We start from the raw sequence: 24,155 nt of genomic DNA on the forward strand, positions 1-24,155 counted from the left end.
CAGTGGCGGTACACACAGGATCATGTGATCACCTCAGGCCGCTCAACGTCGACCCATACAAATTTACGCGGATCCAGGCGGGTTTCCTGGTCCAGTCGGTACGCCACCAGCTTGCCGTAAAGCACCGCGCTGTAGTCCAGGCAGGCCAGGTTGTCGCGGATCGGCGCCGGCTTGCCGCTGCGCCAGTAATGGCCGACGAACAACAACGGTTCGTCGACGCCATAACGCAGCAGGGAATTTTTTTCCGTAGACGAAAGCGGCGTTCGCGCCACCGGTTCCGGCAGTGCATCGGGCTGGAACACGATGTCGCCGTAGGTTTTGGGGTCGTCTTCCCAGAATTTGGTGCGGAAAAATGAGCGCGTCAGGCCATCGCCACCGGTCAGCGTCAGGCCGTCCGGCAGGCGCATGTCGGTGCCGCGCAGCAGGCGGTCGAAGGCGTTGCAGGCAAAGCTGCCCGGCACGGCGGCGGCCTGCAAAAAGTGCTGGTCGATGCAGCCATCCGGGAAGGTGGCGCGCAGCGGCTGGATAAAGCCTTCGTCCCAACACGCATGCACCACGCGAAACCGCCCGGCGTCGACAAACAGCGGCATGTCGTAGAACCAGCCGAGGAAGTCGTGCCAGTCGGCCGGGTGGTGCTCGAACTGGGTCAGAGTTTCGTGGATCAACCGCGCATGGCGTGGGTTGTGCTCGCGCACGAACTGCTTGCCACTGCCCGGCGGCGCCGGCGTGCTCCAGCCCAGCGCGTTGAACTCGTGGTTGCCCATGATGCACAGCGCCTGGCCGGCCTCGGTCATATCGTGGACGATATGCAGCGCCTCGCGGATGCGTGGCCCACGGTCGATGATATCGCCGAGGAACACCGCCATACGCGTCGGATGGCGCCAGGTTCCAGCCTGTTTATGGTAGCCCAGCCGGTCGAGCAAGTGCTCAAGGGTATGAGCGCAACCGTGCACGTCACCAATCAGGTCGTAGCTACGCGCGGGATCGAGCATCAGTCGCCTCCACCCCCCAAGCGGCTGCCCCAGCCCAGCTTGGTGCGGCACACTTCGTAGTAGTTGTGGTCCAGCGGGTGGATCAACCGCAACTTCTGTGCCTTTTTGCTCACGGTGATGGTGTCACCGGGGGCGCAGGTGAAATGGTTCTGCCCGTCGCAGGAGACTTGCGGGTAGATCTGCATGTCTTTGGACACCACGATTTTCAGCTCACTGTTGCCATCAACCACAATTGGCCGACTGGACAACATATGGGGGTACATCGGCACGATCACAATGGCATCGAGTTTGGGGTGCATGATCGGACCGCCAGCCGACAGTGCGTACGCGGTAGAACCGGTCGGCGTGGCGACGATCAGGCCGTCAGCCTTTTGGCTGCACACGAACTGGCCGTCGATATACAGCTCGAACTCGATCATGCGCGTGGATTTGCCAGGGTGCAGCACCACATCGTTGAGCGCATCCCCCTGGCCGATGGCCTCACCGTGGCGGCGTACTTCGGCTTGCAGCAGGAAGCGGTTTTCCACCAGGTAATGGCCGTCGAGCACCTTGGCCACTTCGACTTCGAGGTCATCCGGGCGGATATCCGTGAGGAACCCCAAACTGCCACGGTTGATCCCCAGCACCGGCACGTTGTGCCGCGCCAGTGCACGGGCGGCACCCAGCAGGCTGCCGTCGCCGCCGACCACAATAACCATGTCACAGACTTCGCCGAGCATCTTGCGCGACGAGGTTTGCAGGCCGTGGCCGGGCAGGATTTCGGCGATGGTGTCTTCGAGGATCACATGCAGGTGGCGTTCCAGCAGGAATTTTTTCAGCCGGCGGACGGTGTCCAGCACCTGGGTACTGCCCAGGCGACCGATAATGCCGATATTGCGAAATTGCTCCATGGGGCTCCTGCGGGATTTGGGGTCTGGCAAAAAGAACGATTATGGGCGAAAGGCCGCGTCAGGCAAAACCCTTTGTCGCCGCAGGGCCTTGATGACAATGGTTCTCAGCCACCCTTAACGGCTCTAAAAGGCTATGCTCGGACCATGACTGTGTTCCCCGACCTGCTCAACCTGCCCCGCCAATTGCGCCACCCCGAGGTGCGCGACCTGGCGTGGGTGGTGCTCGCCCCGCCGATGCTTGCGCAAACGCCCTGGCCGCAGCGCCATCCACTGGCCGGCAGCGACTGGGTGCAGGCGCCGCACCGGCTCGAACAGTGGTTACGCACCCTCGACCAGGACAGCAGCGCCTTGCAGCATTGGCTAAGCCTGTCGCGCACGCGGCGCCTGGGCCTGTACTACGAGCGCCTGTGGCAATTCGCGGTGCAACATGCGCCGGGGGTGGAGTTACTGGCCGCCAACCTGCCGATCCGCCGCGCCGGGCATACGCTGGGCGAGCTGGATATGCTGGTGCGCGACCGCGATGGCGTGCACCACCTGGAACTGGCGATCAAACTGTATCTGGGGCCGCAGGACGGCAACGGCCAGGACCCCGCGCAATGGCTCGGCCCCGGCTGTCATGACCGGCTGGACCGCAAGCTCGCGCACCTGGCCCAGCATCAACTACCGATTTCGGCCCGCCCGGAAAGCCGCGAAGCCCTGGCGGCGCTGGATATTGCGCAGTTCGATGCACATTTGTGGCTGGGCGGGTATTTGCTCTATCCGTGGCCCGGCACCGCCGAATCCCCGCTGGGCGTTGAACCACAGCACCTGCGCGGGCGCTGGCTGCATCAGCGTGATTGGCGCGACTTCGTCAGCCAGAGCCCGCCGGGGCGCTGGCAACCCCTGCCTCGGCACGCCTGGCTGGCGCCGGCGCATTACTCGGAGGATCAGGTGTGGCGTGCTGACCAGATGCAAGCCTGGCTGGCAGACCTCGACCCGATGGCACCGGCCCAATTACTGGTGCGGCTGGTTCAGCAAGGCGCAGATTGGGAAGAAGCCGAACGTTTGTTCCTTGTTGCAGACCTGTGGCCAAACGTCCCGGGCATTACTTGAGTTTCAGGTGGCGCGCATACCAGGGCCGTTTCGGCACGCGCTTGAACAAGGCCTGCAATCCGTCTTCTTCGGCGAAGGTGATGCGCAGCGCCAGCTTCATGGTCTCCGGGTCCATCTCCATCGACCGCCCCATCTGCAGCCCCGGCGTGGTGCTGCAACCGTGGGTGTCCGGCCCCAGCCATGGGTCAGCGACTTCCACCCAGCGGCCTTGGGCAAACCACTTGACCCCGTTGACCTCCAGCCGGCTGACCTCGCCTGGATTGAACCGCTCATGGGCGCGAAACCAGTCCTCGATGCGATCATCGATCCAGCCGTGAAAGTGCCAGAACACCGGGTTTACGTGCGATGAGAACGGGTCGCCCAGGAAGTCGTTCTGCGGCGCGTACCAACGCGCGGCAAAGTCCGCCGGGTCACGGGCGAACGGCACCGGCGCGCCGTTGGACGGGTCACGGGGCACCGAGGCCCAACGCATGTGCAGCCAGTCGTGCAGGCCCAGCTCCATCTCCGAACCTAACTGGCCCAAGGTCAGTTTGGCCAGGTAACGCGGGTCACGGTACTGCGACTCCCACACCTGGAAGTTGCTGTGGTAGGTCTCGGCCGCCTTGATATCGCTGACCCATTGGGTGTAGTCGCTGTCATCAGGTGCTGACCAACAGGGTGGCAGCGCAAAGCCGTCGTGGTTATCGAAATAACGCAAAAACCCCAGGCGATCGCGTTCCAGCGCCGGTTGGGGTTCAGGGAATTGCGGCCAGGAAGGCAGGTCTTGCATGGAGCGCGCAGTGCCAAGCATATGCCGGTGCATGAAAAAGAAGTCGATACCCGAACCGTTGCGGTCTTTGCGTTTGCCGCGCGCGTCGCGCTCCTGGCCGCGTGGCCCGGGTTGCCAACCGATACCGCGCAGGGCATCGCGTTTTTCCTCGGACAGCTTGTGCCACTGGTCACGGGTGGCGTGCCAGAGCTGGTGGAACAGCCGGTGCTCAGGCGCGATCAGCCAGGCCAGCAAGGTCGGGTTAAGGCCGATACGCTGGCGCGCCTCGGGGAACAGTTGCTTGTGGGCGATAAAGCGGTTGTCGCGCTCGGTCAGGGCCAGGGGACGCTCAAGGTCGAGAACCTGCCCGCTCAGGGTGCTGCTGCCGGCATTGGCGAAGTCGGCCCAAACTTCGTCGAGGGTCATCTTGAACTCATAGGCCGGTGCGCCATCCGCGGCGTCGCGGTCGATCAGGCGCCAGTAGAGCACGGCGCCCTCGCCCGTCAGCAGATCACCGAGCACGCGGTAACGCGGCTCGCCCTCGGCACGCAGGTTTGCAGCGGTGTCCAGATAGCCACGCAAGCCACGGCCACGCGGGGCGATGTCGAGCAACAGCTCCAGGCCTTGCAGCGGCAAGCCTTTAAGGCCCGCATCGCGGCCCTCCAGGCGCAGGCTCCACACACCGCGCAGGGTATTGGCCAGGTGTTGGCCGGCGGTGTCGGCCAGGTCCACCGTGGCCTCGCCCGGCGTGATCGGGAATTCTTCACGCGTCAGCTCGCGGTGGGCATAAAGGGCCGCTGGCACGGCAGCGCCGGTCAGCGCCAGGCCGGCGATGAAGCCACGTCGAGAGAGGGTCATTGTCTACCTTAGGAAACAGCTTGATCAGAGCTAGAACGTTGACGGCCGCAAGAAATTTACCGTTGCCGCGCCCGCGCCTAAATTTCCCCGGCCATGGCTCGTTCTTCCCTGATAGCAAAGGCCTCAACTGACTGAGATGGCAATGACAAAACCACGTTCGAAAAAGGCGCTGTATATCGGCCTGCCGCTGGCACTGGCCATCGGCGCCGGGGTCGGTTTCCTGGCCTGGGATCACTGGTTCAAAGGCAATGCCGGCTACCCGCTGGAGGTGATCAAGCAGGCCAATGAAATGCAGGACCGCTTGTTGTCGTTCGACAGCCATATCACCGTGCCCATGGATTTCGGCACAGCCGGCAACGAAGCCGACAAGGATGGCAGCGGCCAGTTTGACCTCGCCAAGGCGGCACGTGGGCGCTTGTCGGGCGCGGCCCTGACGATTTTCGGCTGGCCGGAAATCTGGAACGGCCCCAACGCGCCGCACAAGCCCACCGACGGCTTTGTCGAGGAGGCCCGTCACGAGCAGGAGGTGCGCTACAAGATCATCTCCGGCATGGTGCGCGACTTCCCCAACCAGGTCGGCATCGCCTACACCCCGGACGATATGCGGCGCCTGCATGGCGAGGGCAAGTTTGCGATCTTTATCAGCATGCTCAACGCCTACCCGCTGGGCGACGACCTCAACCAGCTGGACCTGTGGGCGGCACGCGGCATGCGCATGTTCGGCTTCAGCTATATCGGCAACAACGCCTGGTCCGACTCGTCACGCCCGCTGCCGTTTTTCAATGACACCACCGACGCGCTTGAAGGGCTGTCAGCCATCGGCCAACAAGCCGTGCACCGCCTCAACGACCTGGGCGTGATCATCGATGTGTCGCAGATGTCGACCAAGGCGCTGGAGCAAGTCGCGCAATTGAGCCGTACCCCCATGATTGCCTCGCATTCGGCGCCGCGTGCCTCGGTGGATATCCCGCGCAACCTCAGCGACAAAGAACTGCAACTGATCAAGAACAGCGGCGGCGTGGTGCAGGTGGTGGGCTTCCCGGCCTATTTGCGCCCGCTGAGCCAACCCACCCAAGACAAGCTCAACACCTTGCGTGCGCGCTTCGATTTGCCGTCGCTGCCCAACCTGGCCGTGGCCTTGATGCCCGGCGACGCCATCATCGCCGCCTGGCCCGAGCAGAAGTTCGGCCAGTACGCCCAGGGGCTGTACGCCATTCTTGAAGAAGAACCCAAGGCCACCCTCAAGGACTGGGGCGATGCCATTGACTACACCGTGCGCAAGATCGGCATCGACCACGTCGGCATCGCCTCGGATTTCAACGACGGCGGCGGCATCCAGGGCTGGGAGAACGTCGGCGAAGTGCGCAATGTCACCGCCGAACTGATCCAGCGCGGCTACTCCGAGGCCGACATCGCCAAGCTGTGGGGAGGCAACTTCCTGCGGGTGTGGGACCAGGTACAAAAAGCCGCCAAGCCGTTGGCCAACCGCTAATTACTCAGAAGCCAGTCCATGACCGACCGCCGTACATTCCTCAAGCAGGCTGGCGTACTCGCCGCCAGCCTGCCATTGGGCAGCACATTGCTCGCGCACGCCCAGGCAGCCACCCAGTCGCCTGCCACAAACGACCCATGGACGGGTTTCAAACAGCTGTTCACCCAAGACCCGAACTACCTGCACTTTTCCAACTTCCTGGTCACCTCCCACCCACGCCCCGTGCGCGAAGCCATTGAGCGCTACCGCCAGCAGATCGACCGCAACCCCGGCCTGGCCATGGACTGGGGCCTGGAAGAAACCTGGAAACGTGAAGGCCAGGTGCGCGAATGGGCCGGTCGTTACCTGAACGCCAAGCCGGCTCAGATCGCCCTCACCGGCAGCACGTCGGAAGGCCTGGCGATGATCTACGGCGGGATCAAGCTGCGCCCCGACCAAGAGATTCTCACCACCGAACACGAACACTACGCCACCCAGAACGTGCTGGACTTTCGCGTCGCCCGCCAAGGCACCCAGGTGCGGCGCATCCGCTTGTTCGAGCGCGCCAGCCAGGTCTCCAGTGACGAAGTGCTGGGCAACATCAAGCGCGCCATTCGCCCCACTACCCGCGTGCTGGGCATGACCTGGGTGCAGTCCGGCAGTGGCGTGAAGCTGCCGATCGGCGAAATCGGCAAGCTGGTGGAGGAACTCAATCGCAACCGCGACGACAACGACCGCATCCTGTATGTGGTCGATGGCGTACATGGTTTTGGCGTGGAGAACCTCGACTTCCCGGCCATGCACTGCGACTTCTTTATCGCCGGCACGCATAAATGGATGTTCGGCCCACGCGGCACCGGGCTGGTCTGCGCCCGCGACGCCGAAAACAAATACGTCACACCCATGGTGCCGACCTTCTCCGAAGACACCAACTTTGCCACCACCATGACGCCCGGCGGCTACCACGCCTTTGAGCATCGCTGGGCGGCGGATGAAGCGTTCAAGCTGCACCTGCAACTGGGCAAGGCACAGGTTGAGGCGCGCATCCACGTACTCAACAGCGAACTCAAAACCCAGTTGCTGGCGCATCCGCAGATCGAGTTGGTGACACCGCGCAGCACCGACCTGTCGGCCGGTTTTACGTTTTTTCGGGTCAAGGACCAGGACAGCGAAGCGGTCGTCGCCCATATGCTGAAAAACCGCGTGGTGATCGATGCCGTCGACCGCGATGTCGGCCCGGTGATCCGCACTTCCCCCGGCCTGCTTAACAGCTCGGACGAAATCCAGCAGTTTATGGCCCTGCTGAGCCAACGCCTGTGATGCGCCCTTTTTTCCTTTGAACGAGATGCCCACATGAATCCATCCCGACTCAAACCCCTGACCGCCCTGGCGCTGACTGCTCTTTGCGCGGCATGGCTGCCCAACCTGGCGCAGGCCGCCACGCCGCAACCCGGCAAAGTGTTCAAGGACTGCAAGGACTGCCCGGAAATGGTGGTGCTGCCCGCCGGCACCTTCACCATGGGCACGCCGGAAGACGAAGTCGGCCGCGAGCCCGATGAAGGCCCGATGCACGACGTGACCTTCGCCAAACCGTTTGCCATGAGCCGCTTCCACGTCACTGCCGCCGAATGGGACAGCTATATCCGCCAGACCGGCGTCAAGATCGCCGACGGCGACACCCGCCCCGGCCGCGAATGCATCGCCAGCAAGCCCCGCTACCCGCAAGGGCCACGCCAGCCGGCAGTGTGCATGGACATGGACGACATCAAGCAGTACGTCGCCTGGCTATCGGAAAAAACCGGCCACAAGTACCACATGGTCAGCGAAGCCCAACGTGAATACGCCGCCCGCGCCGGCTCCACCGGGCCGTTCCCCTTCCCGTTCGACGAGGGCAAGGGCTACAGCATCGCCCAGCACGCCAACACCTACGGCCCGGCAGATGGCTACAGCTATTCCTCGCCGGTGGGCAGCTACCCGCCGAATGCATTCGGCATGTACGACATGCACGGCAATGTGTATGAGCGGGTTGCCGACTGCGAGCACCCCAACTATATCGGCGCCCCTACCGACGGCAGCGCCTGGATGGAGCCCAACTGCGAGGGCTACCAGATCCGCGGCAATGACTGGGGCGAAGCGCCGGTGTTCTCACGCTCGGGCAACCGCAACACCATCTACCCGCAAACCCGCGGGGACTGGATTGGGTTTCGGGTAGTGCGCGACCTTTAAGCAGCACACCGAGCAGAATGTGGGAACTGGCTTGCCTGCGATGCAGACACCTCGGTACATCAGGTACACCGAGTTGAGGCCATCGCAGGCAAGCCAGCTCCCACACTTGGATCGCCTTAGGCCTGCCGAGCCAACAACTCCAACCCTTCATGCAACGCCGGGAACAGGCTGTTATTGAAGTTGTTCCAGCGCAATTCGAGGATGGTGTCCTCAGGCGAAATCTCGGTTTTCAGCACGTCGTGGAACACTTCGCCCGAATCAATGCCGTTGTCCACGTAATGGAACGAAGCGCCGGTAAGGTACAGCGGTTCGCAGGCCTTGGTTGCTTTGCTCGCCCAATCCACCACCGTCTGCCCGCGCGCGCCGTACAAGGCATTCCAGGTGGCATAGGCGCCACGGCGCTCGTAAGGCGATTCAATACGGGTAATGCCTGGGTGAATGTTCATGATCCGCCGCGCGAACGGCGCGCCGGGCCGCACCAACTCATCGAGGATCACCAGCAGGCCGTCCAGCACCACGATATCGGCCTTCAACTCCACCAGGGTGTCGTGCAAGCGACGTTCAAAATCCTGCTTGCCGGCGATGTGTTCGGCGCTGCCACGCGGCAGGCGGCGGTAGGTGGATGGCACGCTTAGCAACAAGTCATTGACCAGGTTGCCCTGCACGCGCAGGTCCGCCGGGTACAGCCACTGGCGACCCGGCTGATAGGCAAAACCATAGTCGGCCACCAACTGCTGGTCCCGCGGGTTCTGCTCGTCATCGTCGTACACCACGCCGACCAGGTTGTAGGCCTGGCCCAACGGTGTGTCGTTCAGCGACCCCACCAGAAACTCCAGCACCGACTTCATATAGCGCTCGTGGTCCTTGTAGGCCACCGGCTGCCCGGCCTTGTCGGCGGCAGCGTTTCTCAGGGACCAGACATACACCAGATTCTTTTTCGTCATTGTTTCGCTCTCGCTGGATAGATCAGGCACGCGCCAATACGCGTGCGCCTACACAACAAGAACGAACCAGCCTGCAGGCAATTTATCGACCCAGGCCACCGCCCGGCGCGCCGCGCTAAATAGTCGCCCCGACACTTCGTTTGTCATGGGTAAGGGTCTGTGTGCCCAGCCCCCTCTTTTTTCACTTTCCGGGAAGTATTTATGACCGACCCCAAGCGCGGCGCCTTTAACGGTTTGCTCGCATTGCTCAGGCCTTTTCGCACCATCGTGACAGTCTCTGTCGCGCTGGGCATGGCCGGCGGCCTGGCCATCACGTTGCTGCTGGCGACTATCAATAACGCCCTGCACTCTACAACCGGCATGACCCAGGGCGTGGTCCTGACCTTTGCGGCGCTATGCCTGTTGGCGCTGACCAGTTCGATCGTCTCGGATATCGGCACCAACTATGTGGGCCAGCGGATCATTGCCGCCCTGCGCAAGGATCTCGGTGAGAAAGTGCTGTCGGCGCCCATCGAGCAGATCGAACGCTACCGCTCGCACCGCCTGATCCCGGTGCTCACCCACGACGTCGATACCATCAGCGATTTCTCCTTCGCGTTCACCCCGCTGGCCATCGCCAGCACGGTAACCCTGGGGTGTCTGGGTTACCTGGCCTACTTGTCTGTGCCAATGTTCCTGATGATGATCGTCGCCATTGTGATCGGCAGCAGCGTGCAGTTCATCGCCGGCCACAAAGGCATACGCGGCTTCGATGCAGCCCGTGACCTGGAAGACGAACTGCAGCGCTACTATTCGGCGATCGCCTCCGGCGCCAAGGAGTTGCGCATCCACCGGCCACGGCGCTACCGGATGAACACCCACCGTATCCAGGAAACCGCCGACCGGATCAGCGACATCCAGGTGCGCTCGGTCAACATTTACATCGTGGCCAAGACCTTTGGCTCGATGCTGTTCTTTGTGGTCATCGGCCTGGCCCTGGCCATGCAAGCCTACAGCCCCAACCCGGACCCCGCGGTGATCACCGGTTTTGTGTTGGTACTGCTGTACATGAAAGGCCCGCTCGAACACGTGATCGGTTACCTGCCGATCATCGGCAAGGCCGGCATTGCCTTTGCGCGTATCACCGAGCTGTCTGATCGCTTCTCGTCCCCCGAGCCGCATCTGTTGATGGACGGCAGCGAAGCCCCCACGCCGGTGGTCAACAGCCTTGAACTGCGTGGCGTCACCTACAGCCCACCGCCGGTAGAGGGCAGCGAGCCGTTTCACCTGGGGCCGATCAACCTGAGCATCCAGCAGGGCGATATCGTGTTTATCGTCGGCGAGAACGGCTGCGGCAAGACCACACTGATCAAACTGTTGCTGGGCCTGTATCAACCCGACGCCGGCGAAATCCGCCTGAACGGCGAAACCGTGACCGACCCGGTGCGCGATGACTATCGCCAATTGTTCACCACGGTGTTCGCCGACTATTACCTGTTCGACGACCTGGTCCAGGGCAGCGCCACGCAATCGCTGGACAGTGCTGCCAAGTACCTGGAGCGCCTGGAAATCGCGCACAAAGTCAGCGTCAAGGACGGCGTATTCAGCACCACCGACCTCTCCACCGGGCAGCGCAAGCGCCTGGCGCTGGTCAATGCCTGGCTCGAAGAACGCCCGGTGCTGGTGTTCGACGAATGGGCCGCCGACCAGGACCCGGCCTTCCGCCGCGTGTTCTACACCGAGCTGCTGCCCGACCTCAAGCGCCTGGGCAAAACCATCATCGTGATCAGCCACGACGACCGCTACTTCGACATCGCCGACCAACTGGTGCGCCTGCGAGCGGGCAAGGTGGTGCACGAGATGGAGCCGGCTTGAAATTTATTTTCCGGTTTTTACGGATAGGAACGTCTCACTAGTGGTAATGAGAATTGACCTCAATAAACACTAAAAGCTGCCCACTTAAAACATAGAAGAGAATGCATCCATGCCAGCAACGTTCGGTCTGAGTCCCTTGAGCAAGGCACTCTCCATGCGCCGCCTCTTGAATACCCCTCTGCTGCCAAGCGCGATTGCCCTGGCACTGGCACTGCCGGTGGCAGGTTATGTGCAGGCGCAGGAAGTTGAGCTGAATGTGCCCGCACAGCCGCTGGGGAGCGCGCTTCAGGAGTTCGGTCGCCAGACCAACTTGCAGGTGCTCTACAGCCCTACCGATGTAGAAGGCAAGCGCAGCCACGCGATCAAAGGCAAGTTGCAACCTGGCCAGGCCATGACCACCTTGCTGTCCGGGACGGGCATCAGCTATGACCTGCAGGGCAGCTCGTTCACCATCAGCGCGGCGAAAACGTCGGCACTGGAACTGGGCGCAACCCAGGTGACCGCCAACCAGTTGGGGACCATCACCGAAGGTTCCGGCTCCTACACCCCTGGCACCATCGCCACCGCGACGCGCATGGTGTTAAGCCCACGTGAGACGCCGCAATCGATTTCCGTGGTGACCCGCCAGGCTATGGACGACTTCAGCCTCAAGTCGATCGACGACGTGATGCGTCACACACCGGGCATCACCGTTGCCACCTACGACAGCGAGCGCACCAGCTACTTCTCTCGCGGTTTCGCCATTCAGAACTTCCAGTACGACGGTATTCCGATCCTGCAGGATGCCCAGTACTCGTCGGGCCACACCTTGACCGACACCGTGATCTACGACCGCGTCGAAATCCTCAAGGGCGCCACCGGCCTGCTGACCGGCGCCGGCGGCCCGGGCGGCACCATCAATATGGTGCGTAAAAAGCCCACCTCGGAATTCAAGGGCTATGTGGACCTGGGCGCAGGCTCCTGGGACAACTACCGTTCGGAAATCGACGTCAGCGGCCCGCTGACCGAGACCGGCAACGTGCGTGGCCGTGCTGTTGCGGCGTACCAGGACAAACACACGTTCCTCGATCACTACCAACGCCAGACCAACGTCTACTACGGCATTCTCGAGTTCGACCTGGCACCGGATACGTTGCTGACCATCGGTGGCGACTACCAGGACAGTGACCCGCAGGGCTCCAGCTGGTCCGGTGCGGCCTCGCTCTTTGACTCGGCCGGCAACCACATCAGCACCCCGCGCTCCTTCAACAACGGCGCCAAGTACAGCAAGTGGAAACAGTACACCCGTACCGCCTTCGCCACCCTGGAACACACGTTCGACAACGGCTGGGTCGGCAAGGCGCAGTACAACCACCAGATCAACGGCTACAAAGCCCCGTTGTCGGCCCTGCTGTCACCCAATGCCGAAACGGGCAAGGCATCGCTGCTGACCCGTACCTACAATGGTGAAACCACCAGCGACACGGGTGATCTCTACGCCACTGGGCCGTTCAGCCTGTTCGGGCGTGAGCACGAACTGGTGGTCGGTACGTCGGTCTCGCGCTCGCACTGGCTGGGCAGCGACTACACCAACGCCACCAACTACGACAACAGCCACGACTACTTCAACTGGGACGGCGACGCCCCCAAGCCGGACCGTGGTCCTCGAACCAAAAAGAACGACGAGCTGACCCGCCAGAGCGCCAGCTACATCACCGGGCGCTTCAGCCTCGCGGATGACTTGCACCTGATCCTCGGCACTCGGGTCAACAACTACGAAGTCAGCGGCACCAGCCAGGTCAAGGACACCGGCAAGGTAGTGCCTTATGCCGGCATCACCTATGACCTCAACGACAACTTCTCGGCCTACGCCAGCTTCACCGAAATCTACCTGCCCCAGGACGATTACCGAGACCGCAACGACAAACCGCTGGAACCAGATGAAGGCAAGAACTACGAGATCGGCCTTAAGGGCGAGTTCTTCGACGGTCGCCTGAATTCGAGCCTGGCCTACTTCGAGGTTCACGAGAAAAACCGCGCCGTCGACGACACGGATTACATCCCCAACAGCCACCCAGGGCTGGATTACGCCTCCAGGGGCACCGAAGCCAAGACCAAAGGCTACGAAGCGGAAATTTCCGGCGAGCTGGCGCCAGGCTGGCAGTTGCAGGCGGGCTATACCCATAAGATCATGCGCGACAAACAGGGTGAGAAGCTCTCCACCTGGGAGCCGGAAGATCAGGTCAATATCTACACCAGCTACAAGCTGACCGGCCCACTCGACAAGCTGACCCTGGGCACCGGCGTGCGCTGGCAGGGCACTGGCTGGAAACTGCTGAACAACTATGCCAAAGGCACCGAGGAAAACTTCTCCCAGGACCCACTGTGGATCGTCGACGCGATGGCCCGTTACCAGGTGACCGAGAACGTATCGGCGACCCTCAACGTCAACAACATCTTCGACAAGAAGTACTACACCAACATCGGCTTCTACAACTCGGCTTACTACGGCGACCCGCGTAACGTCATGCTCAGCACCCGCTGGAACTTCTGATCCGGCCCAAGCCCCTGGTCATCGCTGATGACCAGGGGCTTTTTGTTGCCCGCTGAATCGTGGCGTTTGGCGAATAACACCGATAAAAAAACGCCCCTGGCCATCGGTCCAGGGGCGTTTCTTTTACACCGGGGGTTACTTCATCGCATCAGCAAAGCTCTGCACGAACGCGGCGTTATCGATGATTCGATCATGGGTAGAGTCGATCAGTACTGACTGCTCAATACACGGCCGGCCCATAACCTGCGCCATGCTTGCCTCAATTAACTGACGATGCTGCCCTGCCCGGCTCGCAGCGGCCCACCAGCAATTGATCGGTGCCTGGATCGGCTTGAAGTCGGCGTCCTTGAGACTCTGGCCAAGAGCACGGTCGAGTTCCCAGGAGATCTGCGCTTCGTCGCCCTCAAGCAAGCTGGCCTTGACCTCCACATAGGTCTCACCAAGCGCGCCTTCGGCCCACGTGCTGAACGCCTGCCATTGCTGCACCTCGTCTTCAGAGAGCGCCTGGCTTTGCAACCACGCCGCCTGAATCAACGCGCTCGACTGCGCAAACATCACCTGCAATAACTCAACACGCCGCTGATTAACCGGCACTTCACTGTCATCGGTCATCACCGCCGTGTCCCAATAGGCCTTGAGCCAGTGCGGCGGCGATGCATCGATCCAACCGACAACCTCGACCACACGCCCCGCCTGTTCCAACGCATACGCGACCTCCATGGCCAGGTTGCCACCCAGGGACCAACCGGCCAGGCGATAAGGGCCTTCGGGTACGGCATCGAGCAGTTGCGCGGTGTAGTCATCGACCATTGATTGCCAGTTGGGCACGTCACTGCCCTCCTCGACCAACGCCCGACTGATCACCCCCAGCACCGGCCGTTGTTCACGCAGTGCCAGGCCGATGGCCTTGTAGCAATGCACCGAACCAAAGCTTGGGTGGAACAGGAACAGTGGCGTGCCTTGGGTCTGGCTGTTGAGTTTGACGATCAGCGAGTGGCGGGTTTCGCCACCCAGGCAGGCCACCTGCCCCGCAATGGTCGGGTTAAGCATCAGTTGGCTGACCGACAGCGCTGTGCCGGTCGCCTTGCGGATGCGCTCCTTGAGCCTCAACACCAACAGCGAATGGCCACCCAGCTCAAAGAAATTGTCATTTAACCCGACGCGTTCAACCTCCAGGACCTCGGCCCAAATCGTCGCGAGGCGGTGCTCCAGCTGCGTCTGCGGCGCCTGATAGACGCGTTCCTGCGCGTGCGCATCAGGCTTGGGCAACGCCTTGCGGTCCAGCTTGCCATTCGGGCTCAGGGGCATTTGCGCCAGCAGCACCCATTGCGCCGGCACCATATAGTCCGGCAAGTGCGCCAACAGGTGTGCGCCCAGGGATTCACGCCAGGTTTCGCTCGGCGCCAGCAACACCAGATAGCCCACCAGGTGCTTGCCATCAACCACCTGGACCGAGGCTTCCTGCACCTGTGGATGTTCAAGAACGCGCGCTTCAATCTCACCCAATTCAATGCGCAGGCCACGCAATTTGACCTGATGATCCAGGCGCCCAAGGTATTCGATAACCCCGTCGGCACGCTGACGCACGCGGTCGCCGGTACGATACAGGCGCGCTCCGGGCGCGAACGGCGAAGCGACAAACCGTTCGGCGGTGAGCCCAGGGCGTCGATGATAACCGCGTGCCAAGCCGATACCGCCCAGGTACAACTCACCTGCCACACCCACAGCGGTCACTTGCAGTTGTGCGTCCAGCACATAGGTGCACAGGTTGGCGATCGGCTGGCCAATGGGCACCGTGTCACGCCCTTCGTCGATGCAGGTCCAGTGGGTCACGTCGATGGCGGCTTCGGTCGGGCCATACAGGTTGTACAACGCGGCTTGCGGCAACTTGCGCAATACCTGCTGTTGCGCATCCACCGGCAGCGCTTCGCCGCTGCACACAATGCGTTGCAAGGAGTGGCAGGAAGCAACGGCCGGGTCTTGCAGGAAAGCCTGCAGCATCGACGGCACAAAGTGCAGCGTAGTGACCTGTTCGGCGTTGATCAACGCTACCAGCCTGGCCGGGTCGCGGTGATCACCCGGCGCAGCCACCACCAGGCGCGCGCCCGTCATCAGCGGCCAGAAGAACTCCCACACCGACACGTCAAAGCTGAACGGGGTCTTTTGCAGCACCGTGTCACGGGCGTTCAACCCGTAGGCTTCCTGCATCCAGCTCAGGCGGTTGGTCAGCGCACAATGGCGGTTGCCCGCACCTTTGGGCTGGCCGGTGGAGCCGGAGGTGTAGATCACATAGGCGAGGTTTTCGCCGCTCAGCACGCTAATGGGATTGGCTTCGCTGTAACTGTCGACATCGGCCTCGCCCAACACCAGCGTGTCCACTCCGTGTGGAATCGGCAATCGACTCAGCAGATGGGCCTGGGTCAGCAACATACTCACGCCGCTGTCTTCCAGCATGTAGGCCAGTCGCTCGCGTGGGTATTCCGGATCGAGCGGCACATAAGCGCCACCGGCCTTGAGTACCGCCAACAGGCCGACGACCATGTCTATCGAACGCTCCACGGCCAGCCCCACCAACACGTCGGGGCCGACACCGGCGTCCATCAGGCGATGGGCCAGGCGGTTGGCCCGCCGATTAAGTTGGGTGTACGTCAAGCGCTGCCCGGCAAATACCAGCGCCTCGGCATCCGGCGTGAGTTCGACCTGGGCTTCGATCAACTGATGCACAGGCTGCTGCGTGTAGTCGCGAGCAGTGGCGTTCCAGTCTTGCAGCGCGCTACGTTGCTCGGTGCCGTCCAACAGCGGCAACTGGCTGACGCGCTGTTGCGGGTCGTCGAGCATGCCTTGCAACAGATTTTGCCAGTGCCCCAGCATGCGCGTGAGCATGGCCGGTTCGAACAGGTCGGTCGCATAGGTCAGGGTGGCCCAGATACCCTGCGCGGTGGCCTGGGTGTCCAGGCTCAGGTCGAACTGCGCGGTCTGGCTACCCCAATCCAGGCCCTCTACCCGCAAATCGGGCAACTGACGGCCGCGGGTAGCCAACCCCGCCTCGCTCTGATGGTTGAACAACACCTGGAACAACGGGTTATGGCTCAGGCTGCGCTCCGGTTGCAAGGCTTCGACCAGTTGCTCGAAGGGCAGGTCCTGATGGCTCTGCGCATCCAGGCTGCGGTGTTTGGCCTGCTGCAGCAGTTGGGTGACGGTGATCTGCTCGTCCACGTCGGCCTTGAGTACCTGCGTGTTGACAAAGAAGCCGACCAACCGCTCGACCTCAACCCGGTTGCGGTTGGCGATCGGCACCCCGACACGGATGTCGTGCTGGCCACTGTAGCGGTACAGCAAACCCTGAAAAGACGCCAACAACAGCATGAACAATGTCACGCCCTCACGCTGCGCCAATGCGTTGAGCCCCTCGGCCAGTTGCGTCGGCAACTCAAGCTCCAGGCTGGCACCGCGATAGCTTTGCTGCGCCGGGCGCGCGTGCGCGGTCGGAAGTTCCAACACCGGTTGCTCACCGCCCAGCAGTTCGCACCAGTAAGCCAACTGACGCTCGCGCTCACCTGCCGCCATCCACTCGCGTTGCCAGTGTGCGTAATCGGCATACTGCAACGCCGGCGCCGGCAACTGCGCGACCTCGCCCTGGCTGTAGGCGCTATACAACTGCACCAGTTCGTCGACCATCACCTGCATCGACCAGCCATCGGAAACGATATGGTGCTGCACCAGCACCAGCACGTGCTCATCTTCGGCCAGGCGCAACAAGGTGACGCGCAGCAGCGGCCCTTGCTGCAGGTCGAAAGGCTTGGCAATTTCGGCTTCTACCTGCTGCTGCAGTGTCTGCTCAGTGGCATCGCCTCGCATGATTGACAACGGTTCGGCAGGCAAAACCACCTGCACCGTGCGCTCATCCTGCTGATTGATGCGAGTGCGCAAGCTTTCATGTCGCGCCACCAAGCGATCAAAGCTGCACTGCAAGGCATGCAGATCAAGGCGGCCGCTCAGACGCAGAATGCTCGGGATGTGGTAAGCGGCGCTTTGCGGGTCCAGCTGCCAAAGAAACCACTGTCGCTCCTGGGCAAAGGACAGCACTAACGGCTGATCCCGTCCTATCGCCCGCATTGGCGGCGCCAAGTCCTCTTCAGCGGCGTGCAGTGCCAGCACAAAACCCTGCAGTTGCGGCTGCTCAAACAAGGTGCGCAGTGGCACGTCACGCTCAAGTAACTGGCGCACACGGGAAATCACCTGCATGGCCAGCAACGAGTGCCCGCCCAACTCGAAGAAGTGGTCCGTCAGGCCAATGCGCACAGCGCCCAGCACTTGGGCCCAAATCGCCGCGACCTGCTGTTGCAATGGCGTAACCGGCTCAACCCACACACCTTGCGACTGCGCCGCGTCCGGCTGGGGCAAGCCCTTACGGTCGAGCTTACCGTTGGGCGTCAACGGCATCTGGTCCAGGAACATGAAGTGCGCAGGCACCATATAGTCAGGCAGACGGGTTTTCAGGGCACGACGCAAGGCTTCGCGGAATGCGACCGGGTCGGCCACGGGTTCAGCGGGCACGACGTACGCCACCAACTGCTTGCCGCTCGGACTTTCCTGGGCCACGACGACCGTTTCACCAACCGCCTGCTGCTCACGCAGGCGCGCCTCGATTTCACCCAGCTCAATACGGAAACCACGGATTTTCACTTGGTGATCGACACGCCCCAGGTAATCCACCACGCCATCTGCGCGACCACGGGTCAGGTCGCCGCTGCGGTAAACGCGGCTGCCGGGCTTGCCAAATGGGTCCGGCACAAAACGCTCGGCGGTAAGCGCCGGGCGCTCAAGATAACCGCGAGCCACGCCTTCGCCGCCCAGGTACAACTCACCGGCCACGCCGATGGGTTGCAGGTTGAGTTGCGAGTCCAGCACGTAGCCGCTGCGGTTGCCCAGCAGCGTGCCAATCGGCGCATAGACCGCGTCGCAGGGGTCGCCGCGACGGGCTTTCCACAGCAGCGGCGTGACCACGGTTTCGGTCGGGCCGTAGCCGTTGAACAGGTAGGTCGGTTTTAACGCGCGCCAGGCCAGGTCGTAACTGGCCTGTGCCACGGCATCACCGCCGAAGCAGTACACGCGCACGTTGGGCGGGTTGCCATCGCGCTCGGCATGCTCGGCCAACTGTTGCAGGTACACCGGCGGGAACACGGCCATGGTCACGTGGTGACGGTGCATTTGCGCGTAGGTGTATTCCGGCAGCCACAGGCTGTCGTCGCGGATCAGTACGCTGGCGCCGTTGATCAGCGGGTGCATCCAGCCTTCGTGGGAACCGTCAAAGGCAAAAGACATGAAATGCAATTCGCAGTCGGCGGGGCCGGTTTCGTAGCGTTCGCCCGTGGCGATGATGTGCGCCACCAACGGCCCGTGGGAAACCGCCACGCCTTTGGGCATGCCGGTGGAGCCGGAGGTGTAGATCACGTAGGCGAGGTTGTCGCCATCCAGATTTACCTGCGGCGCGGTATCGCTGTAGCCGGTCCAGTCTTCGGTGCGGTCAATGGCCAGGGTTTCGAGCCCTTCCGCTACCGGCAATTGCGCCAAGGCACTGCTGTGGCTCAGCAGCAATTTCGCGCGGCTGTCTTGCATCATGTACAGCAAACGATCACGCGGGTATTCGATGTCCAGCGGCACATACACGCCACCGGCTTTCATCACCGCGAGGAACGCCACCATGATTTGCGCGCTGCGCGGCATGGCAATCGCCACCCGCACTTCCGGGCCGACGCCACGGGCGATCAGCGCATGGGCCAGGCGGTTGGCCTGGCGGTCCAGCTCGCCATAAGTCAGGGTTTGCGTATCGAATTTGACCGCCACCGCATCCGGGTTTTCCCGCACGCGATCAGCAAACAGCTCATGCACCAGACGCTCGGCCGAGAAGCCGGCGTCGGTCTGGTTCCACAGTTGCAGGATGTGCTGCTGCTCGTCGCTGTCCAACAAGTGCAACTGGCCGATATTCTGTTGTTGATCGGCCACCATCGCCTGCAACAGGTTCTGCCAGTGGCGGGCCATCCGCTCAATGGTGACGGCTTCAAACAGGTCGGTGGCATAGCCCAGCGAGGCCCACAGCCCTTCTGTACTTTCATGCACATCCATGTCGAGATCAAAATGCGCGGTACGGCGTTCCCACTCCAGGCCTTCGATGCGCAAATCCGTCAGTGCTTGCGCCCCCAGGTGACCCTCACTCTGATAGTTGAACATCACCTGGAACAGCGGGTTCAGGCTCAGGCTACGCTCGGGTTGCAGGGCTTCGACCAATTGCTCGAACGGCAGGTCCTGATGGGCCTGGGCCTCCAGCGCACGCTGCTTGACCTGGGCCAACAACTCGGCAACCGTCATGTGCCCGTCGATATCGGCCTTGAGTACCTGAGTGTTGACGAAAAAGCCGATCAGACGCTCGGTTTCCACACGGTTGCGATTGGCGATCGGCACGCCTACGCGAATGTCTTGCTGGCCACTGTAGCGGTGCAGCAACGTCTGGAACGAGGCCAGCAGTAACATGAACATCGTCACGCCCTGCGCTTGTGCCAGGGCTTTAAGACCTTGCGCCAGGCTGGCAGGCAACGGTACATCCAGGCGCGCGCCGCGATGGCTTTGCTGCGCTGGGCGTTGATGGTCGAACGGCAACTCCAGCACCGGCTGCTCGCCACCGAGCAAGTCACGCCAGTAATCCAGCTGGCGGGACTTTTCACCCGCCTCCATCCACGTACGCTGCCACACGGCAAAGTCGGCGTACTGGATCGGCATCACCGGCAACTGCACAGCCTGGCCCTGGCTGAACGCGGCATAGAGCTGCACCAGTTCGTCGATCATGACTTGCATCGACCAACCGTCAGAAACGATGTGATGCTGCACCAGCACCAACACATGATCGTCCTGCGCCACACGCATTAAGGTCACGCGCAGCAACGGCCCGCGTTGCAGATTGAACGGGCGGGCGATTTCGGCTTCGACTTGCGCTTGCAGATCAGCTTCTTGCACGTCAACGCACTGGACAGGCAACACCACCTGTGCACGGATAACTTGCCGCGCCCCCTCCGCGTGCTGTTCGACGCAGGTGCGCAGGCTTTCATGGCGAGCGACCAACTCATCGAAACTGCGCTGCAACGCCGCCGTGTCCAGCCGCCCCCTGAGGCGCAAGGCACTGGGAATATGGTAGGCGGCGCTGTCCGGGGCCAGTTGCCAAAGGAACCACTGGCGCTCCTGGGCATAGGACAGTGGCAACGGCTGGTCACGACCGACCGCCACCAGTGCCGGCGCCTGCTCACCCAGGCCACTTTCCAGGGCGTGCAAAGCGCCAGCGAACCCTTCCAGACGCGGCTGCTCGAACACCAGCTTGAGCGGTACTTCGCGCCCCAGCGTATGACGCAAGCGTGATACCACCTGCATGGCCAACAGCGAATGCCCGCCCATCTCAAAGAAGTGGTCGGTCAACCCTACCCGCTCGGCACCCAGGATTTGCGCCCATACGGCAGCGACCTGCTGCTCCAGCTCAGTCACCGGTGCCACCCATGCCTGCTGCGATTGGTTGGCGTCGGGTTTGGGCAGCGCGTGACGATCCAGCTTGCCGTTGGGGTTCAGCGGCATGCGGTCAAGGAAGATGATGTGGGTCGGCACCATATAATCCGGCAGTTGTTCGCGCAGCGTCAGCTTGAGGGTTGCGGCGTCTTGCTGCTCGGCAACCAGATAGGCGACCAATTGATTGTCGACGGCCAGCACCAGTGTTTCGCGCACGCAGGGCTGAGCCAACAACAGCGCCTCGATTTCACCCAGCTCGATACGAAAACCGCGGATCTTGACTTGATGATCGACCCGCCCGACATACTCGATGACGCCATCGGCGCGATAGCGTGCCAGGTCACCGGTGCGATACAGGCGCTCGCCGATTTCGCCGAACGGGTCCGGCACAAAGCGCTCAGCCGTGAGCAGCGCGCGGTTCAAATAGGCGCGCGCCAAACCGCAGCGGCTGCCGATGTACAACTCGCCCACCGCCCCCAACGGCGTCAGGTTCAAGTCACGGTCCAGCACGTAAAGGGCGCGCCCTGGCAAGGAACGGCCAATCGGGCTGGCGGTGGCACCGACGATTTCAGCAGCCGCTGAGCAGTCCAGCACACTCGACACCACGGTCGCTTCTGTGGGGCCATAGGTATTGAGCAAGCGTACATGGCCAAGACCGGCTTTCACCCACTGCGCCGGGCCGTCCAGTGGCATGGCTTCGCCACCGATGTGCACCTGGCGAAGCGCGCCATAGGATCGAGGCCCCGCCGCCAGGCAATCGAGCAGGAACAGGTTCCAGTAAGCGGTGGGCAAGTCGGCCAGGGTGATGCCTTGGGCGATGATTTCGTCGTACAGCCGAGCGCTGTCCCACAGCTGCGGCCCGCGCAGGACCACCGTCGCGCCGTGGGTCAGCGCCGGGTAGAGCTGTTCGACGAAACCGTCGAAATTCAAGGTAGCGAATTGCAGTACGCGGTCATCCTGGGTCAGGCGCGAGTAATCGGCGGCCATCCGGGAAAACTCAGTCAGCGCCGCATGATTGATCGCCACACCTTTGGGCTTGCCGGTGGAACCGGAGGTGTAGATCACGTAAGCCAGGTTGTGTTTGTCGACCTTGACCAGCGGGTTGCTCTCGCCGTGGTGGGCCAGCCCCGAATCCGCCACATCCAACGTCGCCATGCCTTCGGGCAGCGGCATCGGCACATGGGGTTGCGTCAGCACCACACGCACGCCGCTGTCCTCAAGCATGTGCAGCAGGCGTTCACGCGGGTATTGCGGGTCCAGCGGCACATAGGCGCCGCCCGCCTTAAGCACGGCCAACAAGCCAACCACCATCTCGAACGAGCGCTCGACTGCCACACCCACTCGCACTTCCGGGCCGACACCGCGCTCAATCAGTGCATGCGCCAGGCGATTGGCCTGGCGATTCAACTCGGCATAGCTGATAGTGTGTTCGTCCAGGCACAGCGCAACTGTCTCCGGGCGCCGCTGCACCTGGGCCTCGAACAACCCGTGAACGCCTGCCGCCGCCTCGAACACGGGGCCACCCTGGTTCCAGGCGTACAGCAAATCACGCTGTTCTGCATCGATCAGCATGGCCAACTGCGCCACACGGGTGTCCGCACGCCCGACAATAGCGCGCAGCAAACGCTGCCAATGCTCGGCCATGCGCTGCACAGTGGGCGCCTCAAACAGGTCCGTGGCGTAGGTCAGCGAAGCCCGGATACCTTGCGGAGATTCTTGAGTATCCAGGCTAAGGTCAAACTGTGCACTCTGGCTGCCCCACTCCAGCGCCTCAAGTGCCAGGCCCGGCAATTGTAGCTCGCCCCGCGACTTATGGGCTTCGGTCTGGTGGTTGAACATCACCTGGAACAACGGGTTATGGCTCAGGCTGCGCTCCGGTTGCAGCGCCTCGACAAGCTGCTCGAAAGGCAGATCCTGATGGCTCTGGGCTTCGAGTGCGCGCTGCTTGACCTGGGCCAGCAACTGACTAAAGGGCATCTGCCCGTCGATATCAGCCTTGAACACCTGGGTATTGACGAAGAAGCCGATAAGGCGCTCGGTTTCTGCGCGATTACGGTTGGCGATCGGCACACCGACGCGGATATCCGACTGCCCGCTGTAGCGATACAACAGCGTCTGGAAGGACGCCAGCAACAGCATGAACAACGTCACACCTTCGCGTTGAGCCAGCGCCTTGAGACGGCTGACCAACACCGCGTCCAGGTCCATGTCCAGGCGCGCGCCGCGATAGCTTTGCACCGGCGGGCGCGGATGATCCAGGGGCAACTCCAATACCGGTTGCTCACCGCCCAACCGCTCAACCCAATAACCCAACTGGCGCTCTTTTTCGCCGGCTTCCATCCAACTGCGCTGCCACAAGGCGTAGTCGGGGTATTGAACCGGCAACTCAGGCAAACGCACATCCTGGCCCTGGCTGTAGCCCACGTACAACTGCACCAGCTCATCGACCATGACCTGCATCGACCAGCCGTCGGAGACAATGTGGTGCAGCACCAGCACCAGCACATGCTCATCCGGTGCCAGCTGCAGTAACTTCACCCGCAACAGCGGGCCTTGTTGCAGATCGAAGGGTTCGGCGACTTCGGCTTGCACTTGAGCTTCGAGTTGCGTGCGCTCACCCACACCCTCAGCGATCTCAAGGTGCAGCTCAGGCTTCACCACCTGTAATACCTGATCGACGTCTTGATGCAGGCAGGTGCGCAAACTTTCGTGACGGGCAATCAAGGCATCAAAGCTGCGCTGCAAGGCCGATCGATCAAGTCGACCTTTCAACCGCAACGCACGTGGCAAATGGTAGGCAGGGCTCTGCGGCTCCAACTGCCACAAAAACCACTGCCGCTCCTGGGCATAAGAGAGTCGCAGCGGCTCGCCTTCCTGACGCTTGAAAACCGGGGCAATCTCAAACAGGTTGATGCCTTGCTGCTTGAGCATTACCGCCAACGCTTTCTTTTGTTGCGCAGAAAGTGAACCTACCGACTCGATTAATGCTTGCACGCCAC

General features: G+C 62.2%; 11 protein-coding genes. 6 read left to right on the forward strand and 5 right to left on the reverse strand.

What is annotated here, in order from left to right; genetic code table 11:
* Positions 1 to 20: 20 nt before the first annotated feature.
* Positions 21 to 995 (reverse strand): metallophosphoesterase, encoded by a 975-nt coding sequence (locus tag HBO41_RS11900; RefSeq protein ID WP_395600982.1) that lies wholly within the window; start codon positions 993 to 995, stop codon positions 21 to 23.
* Positions 992 to 1,882, reverse strand: a complete 891-nt coding sequence (locus HBO41_RS11905) for an NAD(+) kinase (protein ID WP_010210870.1) — start codon at positions 1,880 to 1,882, stop codon at positions 992 to 994. Before HBO41_RS11905 ends, HBO41_RS11900 begins: the two co-directional genes overlap by 4 nt.
* Positions 1,883 to 2,026: 144 nt before the next feature.
* On the opposite strand from HBO41_RS11905, the gene HBO41_RS11910 reads away from it, so the two are divergent.
* A complete protein-coding gene (locus tag HBO41_RS11910) occupies positions 2,027 to 2,974 on the forward strand; it encodes a DUF1853 family protein (RefSeq protein ID WP_017138105.1) in 948 nt (315 codons plus the stop codon).
* On the opposite strand, the gene HBO41_RS11915 is transcribed toward HBO41_RS11910, so the two are convergent.
* Positions 2,967 to 4,580, reverse strand: coding sequence for a hypothetical protein (locus HBO41_RS11915; protein ID WP_017138104.1), 1,614 nt, complete (start codon positions 4,578 to 4,580; stop codon positions 2,967 to 2,969). The genes HBO41_RS11910 and HBO41_RS11915 overlap by 8 nt on opposite strands.
* A gap of 142 nt (positions 4,581 to 4,722) precedes the next feature.
* Here HBO41_RS11915 and pvdM point away from each other — a divergent pair, with 142 nt between their 5' ends.
* Genes pvdM through HBO41_RS11930 form a run of 3 tightly spaced genes read left to right on the forward strand, consistent with a single transcriptional unit; the run spans position 4,723 to position 8,277 of the window.
* Positions 4,723 to 6,072, forward strand: coding sequence for a pyoverdine-tailoring dipeptidase-like protein PvdM (pvdM, locus tag HBO41_RS11920; RefSeq protein WP_169986357.1), 1,350 nt, complete (start codon positions 4,723 to 4,725; stop codon positions 6,070 to 6,072).
* Positions 6,073 to 6,090: 18 nt separating this feature from the next.
* Positions 6,091 to 7,371, forward strand: coding sequence for an aminotransferase class V-fold PLP-dependent enzyme (locus HBO41_RS11925; protein ID WP_017138102.1), 1,281 nt, complete (start codon positions 6,091 to 6,093; stop codon positions 7,369 to 7,371).
* 33 nt (positions 7,372 to 7,404) lie between these two features.
* Entirely contained in the window at positions 7,405 to 8,277 is an 873-nt protein-coding gene (locus HBO41_RS11930; protein ID WP_099549289.1) for a formylglycine-generating enzyme family protein, read from the forward strand.
* A gap of 116 nt (positions 8,278 to 8,393) precedes the next feature.
* Here the strand turns inward: HBO41_RS11930 and HBO41_RS11935 are convergent, their stop codons facing one another.
* On the reverse strand, positions 8,394 to 9,221 hold the full coding sequence (locus tag HBO41_RS11935; protein ID WP_169986359.1) for a N(5)-hydroxyornithine transformylase PvdF: 828 nt from the start codon (positions 9,219 to 9,221) through the stop codon (positions 8,394 to 8,396).
* Positions 9,222 to 9,422: 201 nt separating this feature from the next.
* On the opposite strand from HBO41_RS11935, the gene HBO41_RS11940 reads away from it, so the two are divergent.
* The gene (locus HBO41_RS11940; RefSeq protein WP_099549287.1) at positions 9,423 to 11,075 is read left to right on the forward strand and encodes a cyclic peptide export ABC transporter; all 1,653 of its coding nucleotides are present in this window, start codon (positions 9,423 to 9,425) and stop codon (positions 11,073 to 11,075) included.
* Positions 11,076 to 11,229: 154 nt separating this feature from the next.
* A complete protein-coding gene (locus HBO41_RS11945; RefSeq protein ID WP_017138098.1) occupies positions 11,230 to 13,608 on the forward strand; it encodes a TonB-dependent siderophore receptor in 2,379 nt (792 codons plus the stop codon).
* A gap of 135 nt (positions 13,609 to 13,743) precedes the next feature.
* Here the strand turns inward: HBO41_RS11945 and HBO41_RS11950 are convergent, their stop codons facing one another.
* Positions 13,744 to 24,150, reverse strand: coding sequence for an amino acid adenylation domain-containing protein (locus HBO41_RS11950; RefSeq protein WP_407073960.1), 10,407 nt, complete (start codon positions 24,148 to 24,150; stop codon positions 13,744 to 13,746).
* Positions 24,151 to 24,155: the final 5 nt, after the last annotated feature.

It is taken from the genome of Pseudomonas sp. WS 5146 (assembly GCF_012985495.1).
In the GTDB taxonomy this organism is placed as follows: domain Bacteria; phylum Pseudomonadota; class Gammaproteobacteria; order Pseudomonadales; family Pseudomonadaceae; genus Aquipseudomonas; species Aquipseudomonas edaphica.

What these genes read in the sequence shown, in the direction of transcription:
- HBO41_RS11905 (WP_010210870.1), bottom strand. Translation starts at nt 1,882, where the DNA reads ATGGAGCAATTTCGCAATATCGGCATTATCGGTCGCCTGGGCAGTACC.
- HBO41_RS11910 (WP_017138105.1), top strand. Translation starts at nt 2,027, where the DNA reads ATGACTGTGTTCCCCGACCTGCTCAACCTGCCCCGCCAATTGCGCCAC.
- HBO41_RS11915 (WP_017138104.1), bottom strand. Translation starts at nt 4,580, where the DNA reads ATGACCCTCTCTCGACGTGGCTTCATCGCCGGCCTGGCGCTGACCGGC.
- pvdM (WP_169986357.1), top strand. Translation starts at nt 4,723, where the DNA reads ATGACAAAACCACGTTCGAAAAAGGCGCTGTATATCGGCCTGCCGCTG.
- HBO41_RS11925 (WP_017138102.1), top strand. Translation starts at nt 6,091, where the DNA reads ATGACCGACCGCCGTACATTCCTCAAGCAGGCTGGCGTACTCGCCGCC.
- HBO41_RS11930 (WP_099549289.1), top strand. Translation starts at nt 7,405, where the DNA reads ATGAATCCATCCCGACTCAAACCCCTGACCGCCCTGGCGCTGACTGCT.
- HBO41_RS11935 (WP_169986359.1), bottom strand. Translation starts at nt 9,221, where the DNA reads ATGACGAAAAAGAATCTGGTGTATGTCTGGTCCCTGAGAAACGCTGCC.
- HBO41_RS11940 (WP_099549287.1), top strand. Translation starts at nt 9,423, where the DNA reads ATGACCGACCCCAAGCGCGGCGCCTTTAACGGTTTGCTCGCATTGCTC.
- HBO41_RS11945 (WP_017138098.1), top strand. Translation starts at nt 11,230, where the DNA reads ATGCGCCGCCTCTTGAATACCCCTCTGCTGCCAAGCGCGATTGCCCTG.